At 37.3% G+C, this 20,946-nt stretch carries 28 protein-coding genes; 21 read left to right on the top strand and 7 right to left on the bottom strand.

Annotated features, from left to right (window positions below; translation table 11 throughout):
- The coding region (locus tag KO464_04930; protein ID MCC7572715.1) for a 4-vinyl reductase at positions 1-489 on the top strand (489 nt) is incomplete at its 5' end.
- Between the two features lie 39 nt (positions 490-528).
- Here KO464_04930 and KO464_04925 read toward each other — a convergent pair.
- Genes KO464_04925 through endA form a run of 3 tightly spaced genes read right to left on the bottom strand, consistent with a single transcriptional unit; the run spans position 529 to position 2,420 of the window.
- Positions 529-1,710, bottom strand: coding sequence for an NAD(P)/FAD-dependent oxidoreductase (locus KO464_04925; protein ID MCC7572714.1), 1,182 nt, complete (start codon positions 1,708-1,710; stop codon positions 529-531).
- Positions 1,707-1,856 (bottom strand): 4Fe-4S binding protein, encoded by a 150-nt coding sequence (locus KO464_04920; protein ID MCC7572713.1) that lies wholly within the window; start codon positions 1,854-1,856, stop codon positions 1,707-1,709. Before KO464_04920 ends, KO464_04925 begins: the two co-directional genes overlap by 4 nt.
- Positions 1,857-1,913: 57 nt before the next feature.
- The gene (gene endA / locus KO464_04915; protein ID MCC7572712.1) at positions 1,914-2,420 is read right to left on the bottom strand and encodes a tRNA-intron lyase; all 507 of its coding nucleotides are present in this window, start codon (positions 2,418-2,420) and stop codon (positions 1,914-1,916) included.
- Between the two features lie 91 nt (positions 2,421-2,511).
- Between endA and KO464_04910 the strand changes: the two genes are divergently transcribed.
- The 7 genes from KO464_04910 (at position 2,512) to KO464_04880 (ending at position 5,398) form a co-directional block, all read left to right on the top strand.
- The gene (locus KO464_04910; protein MCC7572711.1) at positions 2,512-3,054 is read left to right on the top strand and encodes a DNA-directed RNA polymerase; all 543 of its coding nucleotides are present in this window, start codon (positions 2,512-2,514) and stop codon (positions 3,052-3,054) included.
- Between the two features lies 1 nt (position 3,055).
- Positions 3,056-3,241 (top strand): DNA-directed RNA polymerase, subunit E'', encoded by a 186-nt coding sequence (locus KO464_04905; protein ID MCC7572710.1) that lies wholly within the window; start codon positions 3,056-3,058, stop codon positions 3,239-3,241.
- A gap of 9 nt (positions 3,242-3,250) precedes the next feature.
- The gene (locus KO464_04900; protein MCC7572709.1) at positions 3,251-3,769 is read left to right on the top strand and encodes a DUF359 domain-containing protein; all 519 of its coding nucleotides are present in this window, start codon (positions 3,251-3,253) and stop codon (positions 3,767-3,769) included.
- On the top strand, positions 3,760-4,056 hold the full coding sequence (gene rps24e / locus KO464_04895) for a 30S ribosomal protein S24e (GenBank protein ID MCC7572708.1): 297 nt from the start codon (positions 3,760-3,762) through the stop codon (positions 4,054-4,056). Before KO464_04900 ends, rps24e begins: the two co-directional genes overlap by 10 nt.
- Positions 4,056-4,211, top strand: a complete 156-nt coding sequence (locus KO464_04890) for a 30S ribosomal protein S27ae (GenBank protein MCC7572707.1) — start codon at positions 4,056-4,058, stop codon at positions 4,209-4,211. Before rps24e ends, KO464_04890 begins: the two co-directional genes overlap by 1 nt.
- Before the next feature lie 136 nt (positions 4,212-4,347).
- Entirely contained in the window at positions 4,348-4,821 is a 474-nt protein-coding gene (gene sepF, locus KO464_04885) for a cell division protein SepF (protein MCC7572706.1), read from the top strand.
- Entirely contained in the window at positions 4,814-5,398 is a 585-nt protein-coding gene (locus KO464_04880; protein ID MCC7572705.1) for a ZPR1 zinc finger domain-containing protein, read from the top strand. The genes sepF and KO464_04880 overlap by 8 nt, the downstream gene beginning before the upstream one ends.
- Here KO464_04880 and KO464_04875 read toward each other — a convergent pair.
- The 3 genes from KO464_04875 to KO464_04865 are packed head-to-tail and all read right to left on the bottom strand — an operon-like array spanning position 5,395 to position 9,295.
- Positions 5,395-6,279 (bottom strand): hypothetical protein, encoded by an 885-nt coding sequence (locus KO464_04875; GenBank protein ID MCC7572704.1) that lies wholly within the window; start codon positions 6,277-6,279, stop codon positions 5,395-5,397. The two genes, KO464_04880 and KO464_04875, sit on opposite strands and share 4 nt — an antisense overlap.
- Positions 6,280-6,335: 56 nt before the next feature.
- The gene (locus KO464_04870; GenBank protein MCC7572703.1) at positions 6,336-7,262 is read right to left on the bottom strand and encodes a transcription initiation factor IIB; all 927 of its coding nucleotides are present in this window, start codon (positions 7,260-7,262) and stop codon (positions 6,336-6,338) included.
- A gap of 56 nt (positions 7,263-7,318) precedes the next feature.
- Positions 7,319-9,295: a DUF460 domain-containing protein gene (locus KO464_04865; protein ID MCC7572702.1), complete on the bottom strand. Its 1,977-nt coding sequence runs from the start codon at positions 9,293-9,295 to the stop codon at positions 7,319-7,321.
- 45 nt (positions 9,296-9,340) lie between these two features.
- On the opposite strand from KO464_04865, the gene KO464_04860 reads away from it, so the two are divergent.
- Together KO464_04860 and corA are read left to right on the top strand one after the other, a co-directional pair.
- Positions 9,341-10,033 carry an RNA methyltransferase gene (locus tag KO464_04860; protein MCC7572701.1) on the top strand — a complete coding sequence of 231 codons (693 nt, stop codon included), beginning with the start codon at positions 9,341-9,343 and terminating at the stop codon, positions 10,031-10,033.
- Positions 10,034-10,073: 40 nt separating this feature from the next.
- A complete protein-coding gene (gene corA, locus KO464_04855; protein ID MCC7572700.1) occupies positions 10,074-11,030 on the top strand; it encodes a magnesium/cobalt transporter CorA in 957 nt (318 codons plus the stop codon).
- Positions 11,031-11,050: 20 nt separating this feature from the next.
- Here corA and KO464_04850 read toward each other — a convergent pair whose 3' ends face one another.
- A complete protein-coding gene (locus KO464_04850; GenBank protein MCC7572699.1) occupies positions 11,051-11,224 on the bottom strand; it encodes a hypothetical protein in 174 nt (57 codons plus the stop codon).
- 195 nt (positions 11,225-11,419) lie between these two features.
- Here KO464_04850 and KO464_04845 point away from each other — a divergent pair, with 195 nt between their 5' ends.
- The 11 genes from KO464_04845 to KO464_04795 all read left to right on the top strand — a co-directional run bounded on the left by KO464_04845 (position 11,420) and on the right by KO464_04795 (position 20,932).
- Positions 11,420-11,734, top strand: a complete 315-nt coding sequence (locus KO464_04845; GenBank protein MCC7572698.1) for a hypothetical protein — start codon at positions 11,420-11,422, stop codon at positions 11,732-11,734.
- Positions 11,735-11,862: 128 nt separating this feature from the next.
- The gene (locus KO464_04840; GenBank protein ID MCC7572697.1) at positions 11,863-13,947 is read left to right on the top strand and encodes a CDC48 family AAA ATPase; all 2,085 of its coding nucleotides are present in this window, start codon (positions 11,863-11,865) and stop codon (positions 13,945-13,947) included.
- Between the two features lie 48 nt (positions 13,948-13,995).
- On the top strand, positions 13,996-14,988 hold the full coding sequence (amrS, locus tag KO464_04835) for an AmmeMemoRadiSam system radical SAM enzyme (GenBank protein MCC7572696.1): 993 nt from the start codon (positions 13,996-13,998) through the stop codon (positions 14,986-14,988).
- Between the two features lie 118 nt (positions 14,989-15,106).
- Entirely contained in the window at positions 15,107-16,657 is a 1,551-nt protein-coding gene (locus KO464_04830) for a methylmalonyl-CoA carboxyltransferase (GenBank protein MCC7572695.1), read from the top strand.
- A gap of 9 nt (positions 16,658-16,666) precedes the next feature.
- Positions 16,667-16,996, top strand: coding sequence for an OadG family protein (locus KO464_04825; GenBank protein MCC7572694.1), 330 nt, complete (start codon positions 16,667-16,669; stop codon positions 16,994-16,996).
- A complete protein-coding gene (locus KO464_04820) occupies positions 16,996-17,433 on the top strand; it encodes a hypothetical protein (protein MCC7572693.1) in 438 nt (145 codons plus the stop codon). Before KO464_04825 ends, KO464_04820 begins: the two co-directional genes overlap by 1 nt.
- Positions 17,434-17,525: 92 nt before the next feature.
- Positions 17,526-18,581: a sodium ion-translocating decarboxylase subunit beta gene (locus KO464_04815; GenBank protein ID MCC7572692.1), complete on the top strand. Its 1,056-nt coding sequence runs from the start codon at positions 17,526-17,528 to the stop codon at positions 18,579-18,581.
- Positions 18,582-18,634: 53 nt separating this feature from the next.
- Positions 18,635-18,973: an acetyl-CoA carboxylase biotin carboxyl carrier protein subunit gene (locus tag KO464_04810; protein ID MCC7572691.1), complete on the top strand. Its 339-nt coding sequence runs from the start codon at positions 18,635-18,637 to the stop codon at positions 18,971-18,973.
- Between the two features lie 19 nt (positions 18,974-18,992).
- Positions 18,993-19,130: a hypothetical protein gene (locus tag KO464_04805; protein ID MCC7572690.1), complete on the top strand. Its 138-nt coding sequence runs from the start codon at positions 18,993-18,995 to the stop codon at positions 19,128-19,130.
- Entirely contained in the window at positions 19,127-20,323 is a 1,197-nt protein-coding gene (locus tag KO464_04800) for a CoA transferase (protein ID MCC7572689.1), read from the top strand. The genes KO464_04805 and KO464_04800 overlap by 4 nt, the downstream gene beginning before the upstream one ends.
- A 33-nt stretch (positions 20,324-20,356) precedes the next feature.
- Positions 20,357-20,932, top strand: coding sequence for an RraA family protein (locus KO464_04795; protein MCC7572688.1), 576 nt, complete (start codon positions 20,357-20,359; stop codon positions 20,930-20,932).
- The last annotated feature ends 14 nt before the right edge of the window (positions 20,933-20,946 follow it).

Genomic DNA, 20,946 nt, shown 5'->3' with positions numbered 1-20,946 from the left:
CCTCCTCCGGATGATGACACGCCAACTTTAGATATGGAGAAATTCAAAAGTGCAATGGGCGCTGTCATCGACCTATTTGGGGAAAAGGCTGCAAGGCCGCTATTGATGAGATGGGGAAAACTAACATTTGATTATGCAGTTGAATCAAAGCCAACTCTTTTTGGACTTGCTGGGTTTGCAACTAAGTTTATGAACGATGAAGGAAAGACTAGATTCATCTTAAAAAAAGTATTAAAGGAAAGTGAAAACCTTTATGGAGTGCCACATATTATGACTGAAACTGATGATGCCTTTAATATAGAAATACAGAACTGCTTCTATTGTGGGAATCATAAGTCGACTCAATGTTTATGCTGGCCACCTGTTGGATTTTGGCGAAGCATGATGAAGTGGGCTACTGGAAAAGAGTATGAAGTCAAAGAAGTAGAATGTATCGCTATGGGTGCAGAATCATGCAAGTATACAATACCAAAAAAAGCTATAGAATGAAGATTTATTGATTAAAGAAAGAGAAAATTAATAAAAAAATTACAGGAACTTTCCAAGTTTAAATAAAAGCCCAGGATTCTTTGCAACTATTGCCTTTAGGACGCTTATTGTGGAAATTGTTTCAAGCTTTAGATCTTTTAATGTTTCAGCGATTGCATCTAAGTCCTTTTCATTTAGATTCATGAATGCTTCCTGCGCCTTAAGGCACTTATCAAGTTCATCGTAGATGTCAGACTTCCACATGTCATTGTATTTTTTCAAGAAGTTAGATGTATAATCTTCTTTGGCGATTGCTTCAGCTGCAAGTTCTCCTGCATGCTTTCCTGTTATAATTGCTGTGTGAATTCCTCCGCCTGTAAGTGGATTTACAAATCTTCCAGCATCTCCTGCAAGTAAAAGGTTGTCCATATAAGGCTCTTTTAATGGTCCGTTGACAGGTATTGCACCTGCATTAACTTCCACTATCTTTGCCTTTTTGAATCTGGGTCTTTCGATAAACTTGTCCAAATAATATTGTGCAGTTTTTTGTCCTGCCTTTACTGGAAGGACTCCAAGACCTACGTTTGCTTGATCTTCTCCCTTCGGGAATACCCAAGAATACCCTCCAGGCGCATAACAGTCCCCAAAGTAAAGCTCGATGCAAGGCTCAATTTCCATTGGCATCATAAGGTACTGTATTCCAGACTCAAGGTACCTTAACGGAACAGTTGTGTCCATGCCTAATGATCTTGCAACTATCGAAGGGGGACCGTCTGCACCGATGATTACTTTGGCATCAATTTGAATATCTTCGTTCATCTGTTTTGCTTGTACTGTGACACCTTTAGAATTCCTTTTTGCTGAAACAAATCGTGTCTTCATTAAAAAGTCTGCGCCGTTTCTTGCAGCTTCCTTTGCAATAGCTTTGTCAAAAACTTCCCTATCAAGAACCATACCGCTCTTCCAGTATTTTACCTTCTCACCGTCTAGCCTAATCTCAGTTCCATTTGGAGCGATTAGTTTGACAAACTCGATATTAGTAGATACATACCTGCTGTCCTGTTTCATCTCAAGCTTTTCAAAGAGTCCTTGGGAAATACCCTCAGCACACTGGACAGGCCCTCCAATCTCCTTTTTCTTTTCTATAACGAGGACATTGGCACCCTTTGCTGCGTACCTTGCAGCGTTACTTCCTGCAGGTCCCGCACCAACAATTAAAATATCGCACTTGTAGTTCTTCATTCTAACGCCCCCACAGGACATGATTTTACACAGATCTTACAATCTGTGCAATTTTCGTTGAAGATAACTTCATTTTCAGTAATATCAATGCTATTGTTAGGGCATACAGATGCACAACAAGTGCATAGAAGACACCTTTCCTTCATAACCTTCAAATAATTCACCTAAATAGTTTTCTTGAGTTTATGTTTTAAAATTTTTGGTTAGAAAGTCACCCTTTTAACATGGTAATATGTAATATCATTGTCTGTATCAACAAAAGCAAAAATCATATCTTTTTTCACAGAATGGGCTATCCTAACATGGGCAGCAAGTATATTAGCATCTATCTTTTCCCCTTCCATGAAAACATCTATTATATAATCTGCATGCTCCTCTTCTATTGATCCACGATAAATACGAAAAGCGCACCCATACTTGAATGCTGTCTTTACGTGGTAACCCTTTTCTTTTAGGTCTTTAAAGACAACATACTTCCCAAAGAGATTCTCTTCACTACTCCCAAGCTTTAGTAGCTCTTCGAAAGATATCTCTTTATTATCTGATATGACTTTTATCAATCCCCTCTCTGAAAGGTACAGTGCCTCGACAACTGTCAGGTACAATTTTTTATCTATGAGCTCCCCAAATCCTCTTTTTCTGTGGACCTTACTTACTGCATCTTGGTCATCGATTATGGCCCTATTTTCAACGAGAGTGGCAGAAAACATGAAATAATTAAGATTTTAGAGGTTAAAAGCTTTTAGAAACACTTAAATATACTTGGACCAATTTCACCATATATTCTAAGGTGGCCATATTATGTTTAAAGTTATACAGATTAGGGATACTGCAAGGGTCCCGCCCAATAAATTTGGCGAGGAACTTAACAGATCCATAGTCGAAATCCTTCAGGGACAGTATGAAGGGACCTGGGATAAAGACCTTGGATTTATCCTTGCTATTCACAATATCATTGAAATTGGGGATGGAAAGATTGTGCCTGGCGATGGCAGCGCCTATTATGACACAGTGTTTGAGGCGCTAGTCTATCTTCCAAAACTTTACGAAGTTATTGAAGGAGAAGTTGAAGAAGTAACTGAGTTTGGAGCTTTTGTAAGGCTTGGGCCCATAGATGGGCTTGTCCACGTATCTCAGCTTACAAACGATTTCATAAATTACGATAAGAAAAATAATACTCTTTCAGGTAAAGAAAGTGGAAGGATCCTAAAGACAGGCGACAAGATACGGGGAAGGATTGTAACACTTTCCCTAAAGAGGGGTTCTGCAAAGATTGGGCTTACAATGAGACAGCCTTACCTAGGAAAGTTTGAATGGATAGCAGAGGAAAAGAAAGAGGGATAAAATGAGAGTAGCGTGTCAGAAATGCCAGAGAATTCTAAATGAAAGCATGTGCCCAGTGTGCAAGGATGACAAAACTACTGACAACTGGAGCGGCATTGTCGTAATAATTGATCCAGAAAAATCAAAGATAGCCAAGACCATTGGAGTCAATGTTCCTGGTGCCTATGCCCTAAAGGTTAGGGGATGAAGCATAGAGATGGCTCTTGTTCTCACAGAAGAATTGAGATTGAAACTAAAATCTCCTATGGGACTTCTTATTGAAGGCGATACTGAATCTGTTATAGATAAAGTCTTGCCCTTGATACAAGATAAGAGAGTAATATCCGTCGGGGACGTTATTTCTCACAATCTTATTGATCACGGATTTATTCCAGAGCTTGTAATTGTTGATGGAAGGAACTTAAGAGCCGAAATAGACGATTGTATTGAGTGTGATAACACAGTTACAGTTGAAAATCCTCAATCAGAGATTACAGGAGAGCTTTGGGTGGCTATTGAGAGATTTTTTAAGGACAGGACCAAAAGGTTTAAAAAAATATTGGTAGAGGGAGAAGAAGATTTGGCAGTTATGCCTGCAGTTCTCCACGGAGATGGGGATACTGTAGTACTTTATGGTCAGCCCGAGAGGGGAGTTGTGATTATTGAAGTAACAGAAAATAAAAAAAAGGAGATATCAGGATATTTGAATGAGATGGAGGGAGATCTATGGAATTAACGATCGTAAACGAGAGAGAAAACCCACTATTCAACAGAAAAGAATTAGAAGTTAAGGTAATTCATGATGGTGGAACTCCTAAGGTATCAGAAGTTAGAGATAAGTTGTCTGCTTTAAAGAGCTTCAAAATGGATTCCTTTGTAGTAAGATCCATTGAAACTGGATATGGTAAGGAAGAATCCGTTGCTAAGATATTCGTATACAGTGACACGAAAACTCTGATGAAGGTCGAACAGAAACATATATTGAAAAGAAACGGCTTGATTGTGGAGAAGGAGGAAAATTAATGCCATCAATGTACACTGTTGAAGGAGACAAAGTAATTAAGAAGAACCCTTACTGCCCCAGATGCGGTCCTGGCACATTTATGGCCGACCACAAGGACAGATTTGTATGTGGGAAATGTGCATACACACAATCAAAAAAATTAGAAAAAAAATAGATAATAACTATTGTTTAACAATAGTTAAACTTTTTTAACTGCTGTTGTAAGCGAAAACTATAAAAAGGGTTAGTTACATATTAATAGCTAGCGTTAATATTAATGATTAATATGGGCTCCAGAAGGAGATGGTGTTATGAGAAGACTCAATAAACTGTTTGGTAGGGACGATAGTCAGGACTACGGCGAGTACGATGAAAACTACTATCCTGAAGAATATTATCAAGACGATGAGTATGCGGAAGACGAATCATGGGCTGAAGGCGAAAAGTCAGAGTCACCTAGGGCTATTAGAGAAGTAGAATCAATTCCTTACGAAGAAGAGGTACTTAAGAGAAACGATTTCATGGATTATGGAGTCGTTTATGTAAAATCTTTGAAGCTAAGAGGCCTTGGGGATATAAGGGATATTTCTAAACAACTCTCAGAGGGACATATTCTAATAGTTGATATCGGTCTTTTGGCAGAAAGGGAACCGCTTGAACTTAAGAGGGCCGTTGATCAGATCAAAGGAATCCTAAGAGGTATTGGCGGGGATATAGCTGGCATTAGTGAGCGAAAGATTTTAATAGCCCCTGCATCTGTCAAGATTGTAAGATCACATGAATAATGAGAACGTAGAATGCGATTATTGTCCGTCGTGCAATAAGAAGACTCTTAGGGTTAACAATACTGTTATTTCTATCCCCTATTTTGGAGAAGTTCTAGATTTTACTATTCTTTGTAGTAACTGTGGTTACAGAAGAGCAGACATTATGCCCATAGAGTTGAAAGAACCATCAAGATATTCTTTAAATGTTGAATCTGCATGTGATGTGAGTATAAGAATTGTCAAATCTAGCACCTGCACCATCAAGATCCCTGAACTTGGTGTAATCGTTGAACCTGGACCTTTATCTGAGGGCTATATAAGTAACGTGGAGGGACTTCTTTCCAGAATATCAAAGGTTATCAGTATGGGCATGAAGATGGGGCAAGATGAAGAAAAAAAGAACGGCCAAGAACTAATTGATAGAATAAATAAGCTAATTGAAGGCGAAGAAACTGTCTGTATAATATTAGAAGATCCTCTGGGTTACAGTGCGATTGCATCTGATAAGGCCATAAAGGAATCACTCACAGAGGAAGAATTAAAAAATCTGAAATATGGAGAATCAGATTTTGAGATAATATCGGATTCTTGTTAAGAAGGTTTTTGCCAGTTCCAGTGGATTATATTCCCTGACTCATCCATTTCTATGTAGCAATTGTATCTTGTAACAGATTGATATTTTAGGTCACATGGCATAGTTATTTCAAAAGTTTTATTGATTTTGTTAATAGTTGCCTTTTCGTAGTATACCCTTACAACTTGAGGAGTTGTTGTTCCACACTCTACAGGTAGGTTCTTACTTGCCTGATTATTTACAAATTCTAGGGCCAGGAACATGGCATACTCTTCATTAATCAATTGGTTTTGGTAAGTGCTCTGAAGTTTATACATAGAGTTTCTTGCTTCTACTAACTGGTCTCTTAACATATCATTTCTCAGGTTAAGGCTGTCGTTTAATTCCTTTAGCGTTAAATTTTCCTTTAAAAGCGTCTGATTCTGCTTTTCAAGTTCAAATATGTAAGATTCTTTTGTGCCTAGATTTGTGTCTATTTGCCTATTAGCACCATAAAGTGAAAAAGAAGTCACTACAACAACTGAGAGAAGAAGAGAGAGAACAACAGAAACTTTAAACCAGTTTATATCAGGTTTCAAAGTAAAGTTTTTTCTATTTTTATTATCAATGTTCGTCGTTCTTTGTTTCTCAGTTACAGGTACTTTCTGAGATACTTCATTGACCGGGTCAGGATCTGGACGTCTCCTTAAAACTCGGTCATGTTTTTCTTTATAAGCTTGATAAAAAGTATTAGAACGAATCTCTGGTATAGAATAACTTGATGTTCTATCATTACTTGCTGATTTTCTGGGTGCAGAATGCTTTACAGGTTCACTATTGTTTGTAAATCGCTCTTGAATTAGCTTTTTCTTTTCCTCTAAACGCTTCAGCCTCCAAAAAATATCCATTTCTTCATCATTCATAGGTTATCGCCAGCGCATACATACAGTGGCCTTACCACTATATAAAGATTTATGTTTTAAATCTTAACATCAATACCCAATTTCTCTATAATTTCTTTATATCTATTCCTAACAGTTACTTCTGTGACCTTTGCAACCTCTGAAACAGCCTTTTGGGTCCTTCTTTCACCCTCCATTATGGCTGCAAGGTATATCGCTGCTGCACAGACGCCTGTTGGGCCTCTTCCTGATGTAAGACCGACTTTTATTGCGCCTTCTAAGATATCCTGGGCTTTTCTCTGGACCTTTCCTGAAAGTCCTAACTCGGTGGCAAATCTTGGGATATAGTCCACCGGGCTTGTTGGATAAAGTTTTATCTCAAGTTCTCTTGTTATAAATCTGTAGCTTCTGCCTATCTCTTTTTTGTCTACTCTAGAATGCTCTACAATTTCATCCAAAGTTCTAGGTACTTTATATTCCCTGCAAGCAATGTAAATACATGCGGATGTCACTGACTCTATTGATCTACCTCTAATAAGTCTCTTATCAACTGCTTTTCGGTAAACCATTGCTGCACCTTCTCTAATATTTCTTGGTAGGTGCAAGTGAGAAGAGAGTCTATCAAGTTCAGTTAAAGCGAAAGCTAAATTTCTATCTTTGGCATCTGCAACTTTAATTCGTTTATGCCATTTTCTCATTCTATATATCTGGGCTCTCCTGCCGGCACTGATATCCCTACCGTGGATATCTTTGTTTTTCCAGTCAATCATGGTGGAAAGACCCTTATCATGGATAGTGTAGGTCATTGGTGCTCCTACCCTACCTCTTTTCTCTCCTTGTTCATGGTCAAAAGCTCTCCATTCAGGACCCGTATCAATAATATCCTCTGAAATTACAAGACCGCATTCGTCGCATGTAACTTCTGCTCTAGAATAGTCCCGGATAAGTTTATGACTCCCGCACTCTGGGCAAGCATGAACTTTCTGTGTCTCAGTTTTTTCCATATTATTTAAAGCAACCGTAACATTTATATAGCTTTTGGTATAAGTAATAATTCAAATTAAGCCTTATAATCTGATTTTCTTTGTTCTTTGTAGTCTTCAATAACTTTAAGAAGTTTATTTGACTCTCTTTCTTTTTTAAAGGCCATTAATATTTCTTTTTCCCTTTTATAGACTAAATCAAAGCTTTCTTTATCGAGTATAACGAACTTCGAAATTGCCTCCATTTTTATATCTTTCGAATCTATTATTGGAATTTCACCAACGATAAACTCCTCCTGGGCCTGGTGAGATATCTTACCTGAGATCAAAACAGCTTTGATTTTAATCTCTGATAACATCTTTGCAGCTTCAGCGCCTCCTCCTGTGGCATCCTTTAGGTAAACGACATCCTCTTCCATAAGATCTTGATTTTTCACAAGATTTCTAATACCGTCAATAGAAAAAATAGACAAGACTTTACCGATAATTATGTCCTCTGACTCCATTAGAGGTTTTAATTCCTTCAATCTCTTGTTTTCCTCAGTCAAAATATTTACCCTACTTTTTAATACTTCAACAGCTTTTCTTAATGAAGTAATCTCAAAATTCTTAGTTTTTATGACGTTATCCTTCAACGCTTCTTTTTTTTGGCTGCCTAGTATATCAAAAAGTTTTCTTTCAAGAGATATTATTGCTGAGTCTTTTTCTTGAAGTTTATTCTTTAGATCAATGTTCTCAGCTTCTAATTTTTCAAAATCTTTTCGTAGGGTGCTCTGTTTTTCTTTGTAATTATCAATTATTTTTGACTGCTCGAGTATTACTTCTTCTGGATTTCTTTGCTCAATCTTCACTTCGTCTTGCTTTTCTGCCATATCGTCTTTGACTTTTTCAAATGCATCTTTTATTGGCATGCCTTTAATGACTTCACCTATTATCCTTGAGCTATATGGCGAAAGTTCAGGAGGTATCTTAGATTTTATCTGAGTAAATTTGTTCTTGTAGTGCAAATAGGCTTTTAGAGCCCCTGAAAGGGCGTCCCTTTCGTGGGCATTTGTTGCTTCATGACCCTTTGATAGCTCATTTTTTTCTTTGATAGGAATTGATATTGATGGGACATAAAGAATAGAATCAAAAGAGGTACTCATTTTTTCAATAAATCCCGAAGGCGGATTTACATCAGATGCAAATATCAAAGGATAACCGTACTTTCTTATTTCTTCCTTGACATTTGACATTGAAAAACTTCTCTTTGATGTGATTGCAATAACATTTCCTTCTAGGTCAAGGACAGACAAGCCAACTGTTGTTCCAGGGTCTACCCCCACAATTACATACTTGTCTTTAATATTGGAACCTTCAACTTTTTTTTCAAGTGCTTCATACTCAATAGAGCTCTTTTTAAGTGGTCTTACCTCTATCCTTATATCGCCCCTGCTGCTCTTGATTGGAATATTTTCGAAGTTTGAGTAGACTTTGAAGGTGCCTTTTGAAAAACCTCCTTCTCGTTCCACTATATCAACATCAAAGTTAAATCCTTCGTTTGAAAGTTCCTTTTCGATGTCTCTCACTTTATATTTAATAAGGGCAAAGGTTCTTCTCTGGTATCTGCCTTGAGAATATCCCCCCCTCCCAAGGCTTCTGCCACTTGATACTAATATTTCAGTTTCATCTTCATACATCTTTAATTTGTAACCGACCCCTTCAAATGGCAATCTAGAAAGTGCATATGCTTCATCAAAGGGATTTTTTGGATTTAGGGTAATCCTGTGCCTTTTTGCAAGTATGGGTAAAGATGTAAAATCTCCAAACTTACCAGTAACTTGTACTATTGGAACATATTTTGAAAGTTTTTCCAGGTCATTTTTAGTGAATTCTTCGGTAGAATCGATTCCCATGTAGAGGGGCGAGTAGTTTTTTATCAGTTTCAAAAGTTTAAGCCTTGACCCACTTTCCTTCAAAACAGTTGTGAATCTATTTCCTTCCCTAGAAATTATGACCATAGCATAAATTCTTGGGTCGCGGGAGATTATGTCGACTCCCAGGGATGTTTCCATGCATGCACCCAAAACTTTATCTTTCCGTTAATATCTCTTCACTTGATGTTTTATATAATTTTTGTAGAGCCCGAGTCTTCAGGTAACATCGGGAGCGTTGCAAGGGTTATGAAAAATTTTGGTTTTTACCATCTTATTTTAGTCAATCCGGTTGAGATAGATGGAGAGGCATACAAATTAGCGGTCCATGCTGAAGATATATTAAAATCTGCAACGATTACGGGAAGTTTAGAGGAGGCCTTAAAATTTGTTGATGTGTCAGTTGCGACAAGTGCAAATACAAGTGGAGGCGTGCTAAGAAATTATACTCCTGTTGAAAGCCTTGCCAAGAAAATAGCAGACGAGTTTAGAATAGGTATAGTCATAGGTAGGGAAAGTAGTGGTCTTAGAAATGAAGAAGTTGAAATGTGTGATACAATGACTACAATCCCGACAGATAAAAGATATCCAACAATGAACGTTTCTCACGCACTTGGCATAATACTCTATGAAATATTCAAAGTGAAATGCTCTATAAAAACAGACCCGCTTCAAGGAAAAGAGATAATAGAAAAAGATCTATTGATTGAAGATTTCAAAAAGATACTAACTCGTGTAGAGGAGCGGGAATATAGAAGAGACAATGCTTTGACGGTCTTTAAGCATGTTTTAGCAAGAGGATTTAATACCCAGAGGGAAGTTTATACTCTAAAAGGTATTTTTAGGAGAGTTATTTTGAAGCTTGAAGGTGAGTTTTGAATAATAACTAATTTAAACATCTTGCCCGTAATACAGAGTAATGTTTGAAGTGTTTTATCTTGAAGAGGGCATACAAAGAGAAATAGTATCTGCAGATAAACTAAAAGATTTAGTTGGCAAGGGTATAGGATTATGGATCGACCTAGTTGATTCAACTAATGAAGAAATCTCATATCTAGGGGATATATTTGACTTGCACCCCGTTACTTTAGAAGACTTAAGGGATGAAGGGACAAGGGTAAAGATAGAAGTTTTTGAAAACTATAATTTCATTGTCCTCTATAATCTATTCATGGATATACGGATTAACAAATATGAATATGACATTGTCATCGGCAATAATTACATAATAACAAAGGACTTAAGAAAAGAGATTAAAATCCTAGAAAAAATAAAAAATGACGAGAAAGCTTTATTAAAAATACTGAACAAAGGGCCGGACTTTCTATTACACGTTATAATGGACAGGATTATAGATTCCTATTTTTTAATTCTTGATAAGCTTGATTTGACTTTAGAGGAAACTGAAGATAAACTATTCAATGAAGGAGACAAGGAGTGCATAATGAAGGTCATTGAACTTAAGAGGGATGTTTCTCTTTTCAAAAGGATAGTTGTTTCAGAGAGAGAAGAGCTATTGGGCCTATTAAGAAAAGAATCCATGTTTGTTTCGGATGAAACTAAAATCTATTTCCGAGACAATTACGATAGCATCATAAGTATCTTTGATTCGCTTGATTCAATGAGAGACTCACTAATAGGAATACAGGACACTTATCTATCCTATACCTCAAACAAATTAAATGAGATAATGAAAGTCTTGACGATAATTGCAACAATAATGATGCCCTTGACCCTAATAACAGGTATATATGGGATGAACTTTGATTTTATGCCTGAATTAAAGTCGCCTTATGGATATTATTCTGTACTTCTAATAATGTTTACAATTGGATTGTCAATGATTTACTACTTTAAAAGAAAAGGTTGGATGTGATCATATGCCCTCTAGAATTATTAGAGCCCCTCCAATATCCCCCTCTCGTATAATTGGGCCAACGCCAATAGTTTTTCTTTAACTCTTGCCATTTCTTGGCCTTCGACATAGTAAATATTCTGGGATTTATTTCTCAAGATTATAGATGAACTCTCAAGTATCTTCTTTCCTTTTTCATCAGGCGATATGACCAATCTTTCTGATCTGCAGGAAGGTGGGAAACGTTCAATATGAGAAGAATAGTATGAAATAGAATTACAGGCATAGCTAGAATATCAAGAGCTGAAATATCTTTTTTCATTTAAGTTATATGCCCATATGAATTAAAAAGTTTTAGTTCTTAGCAATATATATTTAAATTCAAGTTTAGAAGCTCTATTGGTGACTTTATGAACTTCCTTTTCGATGAAGACAAGAAGAAAGGCGTCTATGAAGTTGAAACTCTAAAGGAGTCAATCAGACGAATCAAACATAATCTTGATATTATCTATGCAGAGATAGAAGAGATCGAAAAAAAAGTATTTAATGAAAGTGATCTTTTCGAAATAAGACGAAACGACAGTGACGATTTTTTTAAAAATAGAATTAATAGAAAAAGACCTTCACACGTAGATATAGATAGCTCATCATTTGAAGCAGATGATAGTCCACGATCCTACAATACTAATGATTTTGCCAAAAAGATTGAAGACTACGATGAATAGCTGTTTTCCTGATAAATAGTTTTTATTTTCTTAACCGTTAAATTTATAAATAGTTACTTTCACTTAATATTAGGTTAACTTAATGTTAATATATTAATGAGGTATGTAAAATGAAAGAAAATAATGAAATGGATCTTGTTGTAGGGAGCGCAGAAAAGCTTGATGTGGGTAAGGGTATTGTACGAATTGACCCCGATGCAATGAGAAAGATGTATCTTAATTACGGCGAGATTGTTAAAATTAAAGGAGAAAAAATAACAGCTGCAAAGGCCCTGCCTGATACCCAAGAGGGTTCTGGAATAATTAGAATGGACAGCATACTCAGGAAGAACTCTGGGGCATTACTCGGAGATAGAGTTAGTATTTCAAGAGCAGAAGTTAAGGATGCAAAAGCGATTACTCTTGCCCCAATGCAGGCTGATATGCAATTTTCAGGTGACCTTACACCATATTTCAAAGAAAAGTTCTCAGATATCCCGATTGTTCAAAATAATGTTTTTGTATTTGAAATCTTTAACAGAAGCCTTCCATTTGTTGTTACAAAAACAAATCCTCGTGGTATTCTAAAGGTAATTCCTTCAACAAAAATAATAATATCCTCTAAACCTGTGTCAGAATCTGAGATATCAAAAATGCCTGATGTCACATATGAGGACATAGGCGGTCTTAGGGATGAAATCCAAAAAGTTAGAGAAATGATTGAGATGCCCATGAAGCATCCAGAGGTTTTTTCGAAACTAGGTATCGACCCCCCAAAAGGAGTTTTACTTTACGGCCCTCCTGGAACAGGTAAAACTCTCCTAGCAAAGGCACTTGCAAATGAGATCAACGCTTACTTCACCTCTATTAATGGTCCGGAAATAATGAGTAAATACTATGGCGAATCTGAAGAGAATCTTAGGAAGGTCTTTGAAGATGCTAGTGAAAATTCGCCGGCCATAATATTCATAGATGAGATCGATGCAATTGCCCCAAAAAGAGAAGAATCTAAAGGGGAAGTTGAAAGAAGGGTAGTTTCTCAGCTTCTGACATTAATGGATGGACTTAAGACAAGAGGCAAGGTAGTGGTAATCGCAGCGACAAACTTGCCAGATACTATTGACCCGGCATTGAGGAGACCAGGGAGATTTGACAGGGAAATCGAAATTGGTGTTCCAGATATAAATGACCGAAAGGAAATTCTCCAGGTTCATACTAGAGGTATGCCAATAACTCAAGATGTAAATATATCATATTATGCGTCAAAAACCCATGGTTACAGTGGCGCAGATCTTGAAGCCTTGTGTAAAGAAGCAGGTATGAAGGCTATTAGAAGAGTGCTCCCAGATCTCAGTGGGGGTGACATTGAAATTTCTCCTGAAATTCTAAACAGGCTTGAAGTGACAAAGAATGATTTCGATCTAGCTTTTTTAGAAGTTGAGCCATCTGCAATGAGGGAAGCTTTAGTTGAAGTGCCAACAATAAAATGGAGTGATGTCGGAGGCTTAAAAGAAGTAAAACAGAGATTACAGGAAGCTGTGGAGTGGCCACTAAAATATCCCGACGTATTCAAAAAAATAAATGTTGAAGGGCCAAAAGGAATTCTTCTCTTTGGACCGCCAGGGTGTGGAAAGACTCTTCTTGCAAAGGCTGTTGCCACTGAAAGTGAGGCTAACTTTATAGCAATTAGAGGTCCTGAGCTGATATCAAAATGGGTCGGTGAAAGTGAGAAAGGAATTAGGAAGATTTTCAGCAAGGCAAGGCAAGTAGCACCCTCTATAATATTTTTCGATGAAATCGATTCAATTGCACCTAAAAGAGGTCAGGAAACAGGAGCAAAGGTGACTGAAAGAATGGTAAATCAGCTGTTGACGGAGATGGATGGTGTTGAATCCTTGGAAAGAGTGATAGTAATAGCAGCTACAAACAGGCCAGATATTCTGGATGAGGCCCTACTTAGACCTGGAAGATTTGACGTTATAGTCGAAATACCTTTGCCAGATGAAGAATCACGACATGATATTCTGAAGATTCATACCAAAGGGATGCCACTAAAAGATGTCGACATAAATGGCCTAGTGGATCAAACTGAAGGATTTACAGGTGCAGATATAAAGTCCCTTGCTAGGGAAGCAGGACTCAATGCCATAAGAAAAGGACTCGATAAGACCGAATACGTAACTAATGAAGACTTTAAAGAAGCACTTGAAAAAGTAAAATCCTCTAAAAAATAATTTTCTTTTTTAGATAAATTAAAATAGTATTAACTCAATATTTCAAGCATGAGAGAGGCACTCTTTTACCAGAAAGAAGATGAGAACACGAGGTGCTTATTGTGCCCACATGTCTGTTTGATACCTCCAAATGAGCGAGGTAAATGCAGAACAAGGATAAATCTGTATGGGAAACTAAATACCCTTGTTTATGGAGAGAGTGATTCAGAAAAGCTTTATTTCCATGTGGACCCTGTAGAAAAAAAGCCTCTTTATCATTTTTATCCTGGATCATATTCACTTTCATTTGGAACACCTGGATGTAATTTATTCTGTCAGAACTGTCAGAATTATAATCTTTCTCAATCAACGCCATCTGACATAGGTGATCATTTTCTAAAACCTAACAAGATAGTTGAACTAGCAAAAACCTATGATTGTAAGTCTATATCTTATACCTACACAGAGCCAACGATATTCTACGAATATTTAATGGACACTTCAAAGATAGCAAAAGAAAATGACATCAAAAATATCTGGGTTACAAATGGATTCATAAATCCAAAGCCTTTGAAGGAAGCTTTGCCGTACATTGATGCAATGAATATAGATCTTAAAGCATTTTCAGATGAATTTTACCAAAACATTTGTGGAGGAAGACTTAACCCAGTTCTTGAAACTATTAAGACTTCTTTTAAAATAACCCATATAGAGATAACAAATCTATTGATCCCAACTCTAAATGATTCTGATGAAGATATTGGAAAACTTGTAGATTTTGTTTCAAATTTAAGTGACGATATCCCATTGCATTTTTCTGCTTATAGGCCAATGTATAAAATGGAGATAAAACCTACCCCTACAGATACTCTATATAGGGCAAAGGAAATAGCAGAAAAGAAACTAAAATATGTATACCTCGGAAATGTGGCTGCGAACAGTGATACGTTTTGTCCAAAATGCAAGAGTATTGTTGTCAAAAGAAATTATAAAGTAGAAATTAATCTAGTTGATGAAAAATGTCCAATCTGCAATACAAAAATATCAATAAATACCAACTAGTAAAACGATGATTACAATTACCCGAAAGTTTTTAAACAAATTGAGATAAGTAATGAAACAGAGAAAGTATTGATGAATCAACGGACTATGGGGAAATTAAAGACAAATGAGGGTTTTTATGGCCATTGAAGGCATGATAAAAGATCTAAAAGAAAAGAAAGACAAGTTAAAGATGGGTGGCGGAAAAGAAAAACTTGAATCCCAACATGCAAAGGGGAAACTATCTGCAAGAGAAAGGCTAGACATACTCCTTGACAAGGGAAGCTTTGTTGAAATAAATGGATTGATGAAACACAGAGCAATTGATTTTGGTCTCGACAAAACGGAGCTACCTGGAGATGCAGTCATCACAGGCTTCGGTACAATCGAAGGGAGGCTTGTCTATGTTTTTTCTCAAGACTTCACAGTAATGGGTGGATCCTTGGGAGAAGCTCATGCCTTCAAGATAAGCTATCTCTTGGACCAAGCAATGAAAGTTGGCGCGCCTGTGATAGGAATAAACGATTCTGGTGGGGCAAGGATCCAAGAAGGTGTTGATTCGCTCAAAGGATATGGAGATATTTTCTACAGAAATACTATTGCATCTGGAGTGATTCCCCAAATAACAGCCATCATGGGACCTTGTGCCGGGGGAGCTGTTTATTCTCCTTCTATAGGAGATTTTGTTTTCATGACTGATAATACAAGTTATATGTTCATAACTGGGCCTCAAGTTGTAAAGACTGTGTTGCACCAGGATGTTACTTTTGAGGAGCTTGGTGGTCCCCATGTCCACGAAAGTAAGAGTGGTTTGGCCCATAGAGTTGGTAAAAATGATGAGGATACTTTGAATCTCATAAGAAATCTTTTCAGTTATTTGCCTTCAAACAATATGGAAGACCCCCCATCGATTGAGCCAAATGATGACCCATTGAGACAAACTCCTGAACTCTATTCAATAATACCAGAAGATTCGAACAAAGGATATCATGCGAGCCAAGTTGTAAAAGCAGTTTTGGATAATAATGAATTTTACGAAATTCATCCACTTTATGCACCAAATATTATAGTTGGATTTGGGAGGCTTGACGGAAAGGTCGTTGGTATAGTAGCTAACAATCCAAGCCATATTGCAGGTGTTCTGGATATTAATTCTTCTGACAAGGCTTCAAGATTTGTCAGATTCTGCGATGCCTTTAACATTCCTATATTAACTTTTGTTGACACGCCAGGTTATATGCCCGGATTGGACCAGGAGCACGGAGGAATTATTAGACACGGTGCGAAGTTGTTATATTCATACTCTGAAGCCACAGTCCCATTAATCACAGTGATTGTGAGAAAGGCCTACGGCGGGGCATATATAGCTATGGCTTCAAAACATTTAAGGGCTGATGCAGTTTATGCTCTCCCTACTGCAGAGATTGCAGTTATGGGGCCAAAAGGAGCGTGCGAAATAATCTTTAGAAAAGAAATATCTGAGGCTAAGGACCCTATTAAGAAAACTGATGAATTAAGTGAAGACTACAAAAAGAAATTTGCAAATCCTTACATGGCAGCCGCACGTGGCTATATCGACGATGTTGTTGATCCAAAGAATCTAAGAACTGTACTAATAAATTCTCTTAGAGTATACCAGTCAAAGAAGGAAGTACTCCCCAAGAAAAAACACGGAATAATTCCGTTCTAGGTGAAAGTAATGGTAGATATGATCGAACTGTTTCTTGGATTGGAACTCGTAATTGTTGGAATGGGGATCACGTTTTTGGTTCTTATTATTTTATCCTCGATTATTACTATAATCGGTAGGTCTATTACTAAAAATGATGAAAAAAAGAATAACTCTTCTGAAGAAGAAATAAAAGTTGAGGATATATCCAAAGCGGAAAACGATTATGAAGAGGTTATGGCTATGATTGCTGTAGCCTATATGCATTGTTTTAAGAGTGAAGTTCCAGTAATATCTCTTTCAAAACCTAATGAAAACTGGAAAGTTTTAGGTAGAAGAGAAATGATAGAGGGGATATAATGGCAAAATACAATGTTAAGATTAATGGCAAGGATTATCAGGTTGATATAGAGGATTTAGGCGGAGGAAATTTAGAGATGAAATTGGGCGATAAAACTCTGAACTTATCAATTGAAGAAGTACTTGGGATTAAGAGTCCAGCCCCTACACCAAAACCTAAAACTGAAGTTTATTCTCCACCCCCAGAAGCCCCCAAACCTTCTACCCCTGTTTCAAAGGGAAAAGGCGAAGAAGTTAAGGCTGTAATGGCGGGAACCGTTCTTTCACTTAAGAAAAAGGTTGGCGACACAGTGAGTATAGGGGATGTGGTAATGATAGTTGAATCAATGAAGATGGAAAATGAAATATCTTCTCCTACTGCAGGCAAAATTTTGAATATACATGTAAATCCTGGTCAGTCCATTAATTCAGGTGATGTCCTATTTATTATAGGTTAAAGGTGATTTGATTGATTGACGTTGTAGGAACATTTATTGAAGTATTTCAGACCACAAGCGGGATTTTTGCTTTAACGCCTGGAAACGTAGCTATGATTATAGTAGGCTGCATACTTGTCTACCTTGGTATCAATAAGGGATTTGAACCGTTGTTACTTGTGCCAATAGGATTTGGTGCAATCTTGTCTAATTTACCTCTAACAGGGATATCTGATCCCAATGCAATAGGTGGGGTTTTTGGGCTGTTTGTCAAATATCTAATTGCAAATGAAATAGTTCCAAGTATCATATTCATGGGGATAGGAGCTCTGACTGATTTTGGGCCGCTTCTTTCAAATCCTAAGACTTTTCTTTTGGGTGCTGCTGCACAGATAGGGGTCTTTATTGCACTTGTTGGATCTATTATTCTAGGTTTTACTTCAGACCAAGCTGCCTCAATTGGGATTATAGGCGGTGCTGATGGGCCAACAACAATCTATGTTACAACAGTCCTTGCGCCTGAACTTCTGGGTGCAACAGCTGTTGCGGCATACTCATACATGTCTTTAGTTCCTTTGATAATACCGCCAGCAATCAGATTGACAACTACTAAGAAGGAAAGAATGATTAGAATGGTCCAGATGAGAAGTGTTAGCAAGAAGGAAAAAGTACTGTTTCCAATTGTTGGTGCGATTGTAACTGGGCTTTTAGTTCCTAAGGCTATTCCATTAGTAGGAATGTTGTTTGTTGGAAATCTGTTTAGAGAAAGTGGTGTTACTCAGAGGCTTGCAAAAGGCGCTAGTGAAGAACTTCTAAATATTGTGACTATTATATTGGGGCTTTCAGTAGGAAGTGTAATGAGTGCTGAAAGCTTTCTTAACATACAGACGATTAAAATATTTCTAATTGGCATTGTGGCTTTCTTTGCTGCTGCTTGCGGAGGAGTAATTGCTGCCAAAATAATGAATCTATTCCTAAAGGAAAAGATAAATCCAATGATAGGTGCTGCAGGTGTTTCAGCTGTTCCAATGGCTGCAAGAGTGGTCCAGAAGATGGGACTTAAGGAAGACCCACAAAATCACCTTTTAATGCATGCCATGGGGCCTAATGTTGCAGGGGTTATAGGTACAGCTGTTGCGGCTGGAGTCTTAATAGCCGCTCTAGCTTGATTTAAATGGATGAATTTAAAATAAAAATTGACGATAAAGAACATCTTATTAAATTGAATAAGGTAGCTGATGGCGAGTACCAGGTAATCTATGATGAATTAATCTATGAAGTTTCTGTTTTAAAAAAGGTGCAAAAAAAGAAGAGTGAAAATCAATATAGAAAAGAGAACGATATTGTTTATGTTGATTCTTTGGTCGGCGGTATTGTCCTTAAGTTAGGAAAGAAAGCTGGAGAGCGAGTAGTTAGGGGAGATTCCATAATGACATTAATCGCAATGAAGATGGAAACAGAAATACATGCTCCGGAATCAGGTTTATTATCAACGATATCGGTTCACGAAGGAATGATTGTCGAAAAGGGCGAACTTCTCTTTGTAATAGACACAAAATAAATGGGAAAAGTTTATTAATATGTCAATGGATGAGATAATAGACAAAAAAGATGAAAAAAAGGACAAATGTCGCTCAATTGAAATAGATGGTAATCCATCTGTTGAGGAAATTGTTGTGATCCTTTCATTATTTAATTTTAGCGAGGTGGATAAATGAGGCCATTAGAAGGAGTAAGGATATTGGATCTAAGCCATGTACTTGCGATGCCATACTGTACCATGATACTAAGTGATCTCGGGGCTGAGGTTATAAAAATTGAAAAGAGTGACGGCGATGACTCTAGAAAATTCGGACCCTACAAAAACGGAGAAAGTGCTTACTTTATGAGCATTAACAGGAACAAAAAAAGCATTGTTATTAATCTAAAAGAAGAAAAGGGAAAAGAAATCGTTAGGGAATTTATAAAAATATGTGATGTAATCACGGAAAACTTTAGACCTGGAACAATGGATAAGCTTGGATTTTCATATGAAAATGTCAAAAAGATAAATCCCGGAATAATATACGCCACAATATCACAATTCGGAAATGACTCAGTATATCCTGGAAGGCCCGGATATGATATTATTGCACAAGCCTATGGTGGGTTAATGAGTATAACAGGTTACCCTGATAAGCCTCCAACAAGAGTTGGGTCATCACTTGCAGATATAATTTCAGGCATGTTTTCTGCTATTGCCATACTTGGGGCTTTGAGAACAAGGGATAAAAATGGCCAAGGCCAGTACATAGACACAGCAATGGTTGACTGCATTATTGCAATTTTAGAAAATGCTGCAGTTAGGTATACAGTTTCAGGAGAAATACCTCAGAGGATTGGCTCAAGACACCCAAGCCTTACCCCTTTTGATGTCTTTAAGACCAGTGATGGGCACATGGTTATAGGTATAGGAAATGACCATTTATGGGAGATGTTTTGTAAGAGTATCCCTGAGTTTAATTTATTGTTAATGGCTGAAAGATTCAAAAATAACGATTCACGAACAAAAAATCAGGCCGAGCTGAAGAAGATCATTGAAGGCTGGACAGAAAAGCATACTACTGAAGAGCTAGTCAAAATAATAACTGATGCCGGCGTTCCATGTGGCCCTGTAAATACAATTGATAAAGTAATAAATGACCCAAACACAAAATATAGGAAGATGCTCTTTGAATTTGATCACCCTATTGCAGGAAAGATGGTAACTGCAAACAGTCCTCTAAATTTACCACTTACGCCGTGTAAAGATCACGTACGCCCACCTGCATTGGGGGAAAATACTGAAGAAGTATTATCCAACGTATTGGGGTACTCTAAAGAAAAGATAGAGGAATTGAAGAAGGATAAAATAATATATGTGAGGGGGTAGATAGATACGAAAAGGGAAGAGATAGAGAAGAAATTGAGATCTCTTGACGCAGCTTCTATCAATGATGCCCTACGGAAAAGAGGTTCAGTTGATGAATCTATAAAATCTATCAAGGAAGGCGACTTTCTCTGTGGCCCAGCATTCACTGCAAAATGCTGTCCAGGTGATATGCTTACAGCACTAAAAGCTCTTGAAGAGATTTCTCAAGGACAAGTTTTAGTGATTGACGGCGGCGGAATTACAAAATATTCTCTATTCGGGGACCTTATGGCAATGCAGGCTAAACTAAAAGGGGTTAGTGGAGTAGTTGTTGATGGAGCCATAAGGGATGTCAAGAGCATAAAGGGAGAGGGGCTCTCTGTATTCTGCCGAGGTATAGTAACAAGAGCAGGTACTGCAACAAGACTTGGAGAGATAAATGTCCCGGTAGTCTGTGGGGGGGTCATTGTAAATCCAGGGGACTGGGTAGTAGGCGATGATGATGGCCTCGTTGTCATTCCAAAGGAGAAAGTTGAAGATATCATTCATATTGCTGAAGAAACTCTTAAAAGGGAGGCAATAATCAGAGAGGCTATAGAGCAAGGTAAATCAATCAGCAAATTGCTTTAAATTTTTAACCTGGG

This window comes from Methanofastidiosum sp., assembly GCA_020854815.1.
Lineage (GTDB): Archaea > Methanobacteriota_B > Thermococci > Methanofastidiosales > Methanofastidiosaceae > Methanofastidiosum.
The sequence above is the reverse complement of the archived record's forward strand: the minus strand, read 5'-3'. Positions and strand labels throughout refer to the sequence as shown.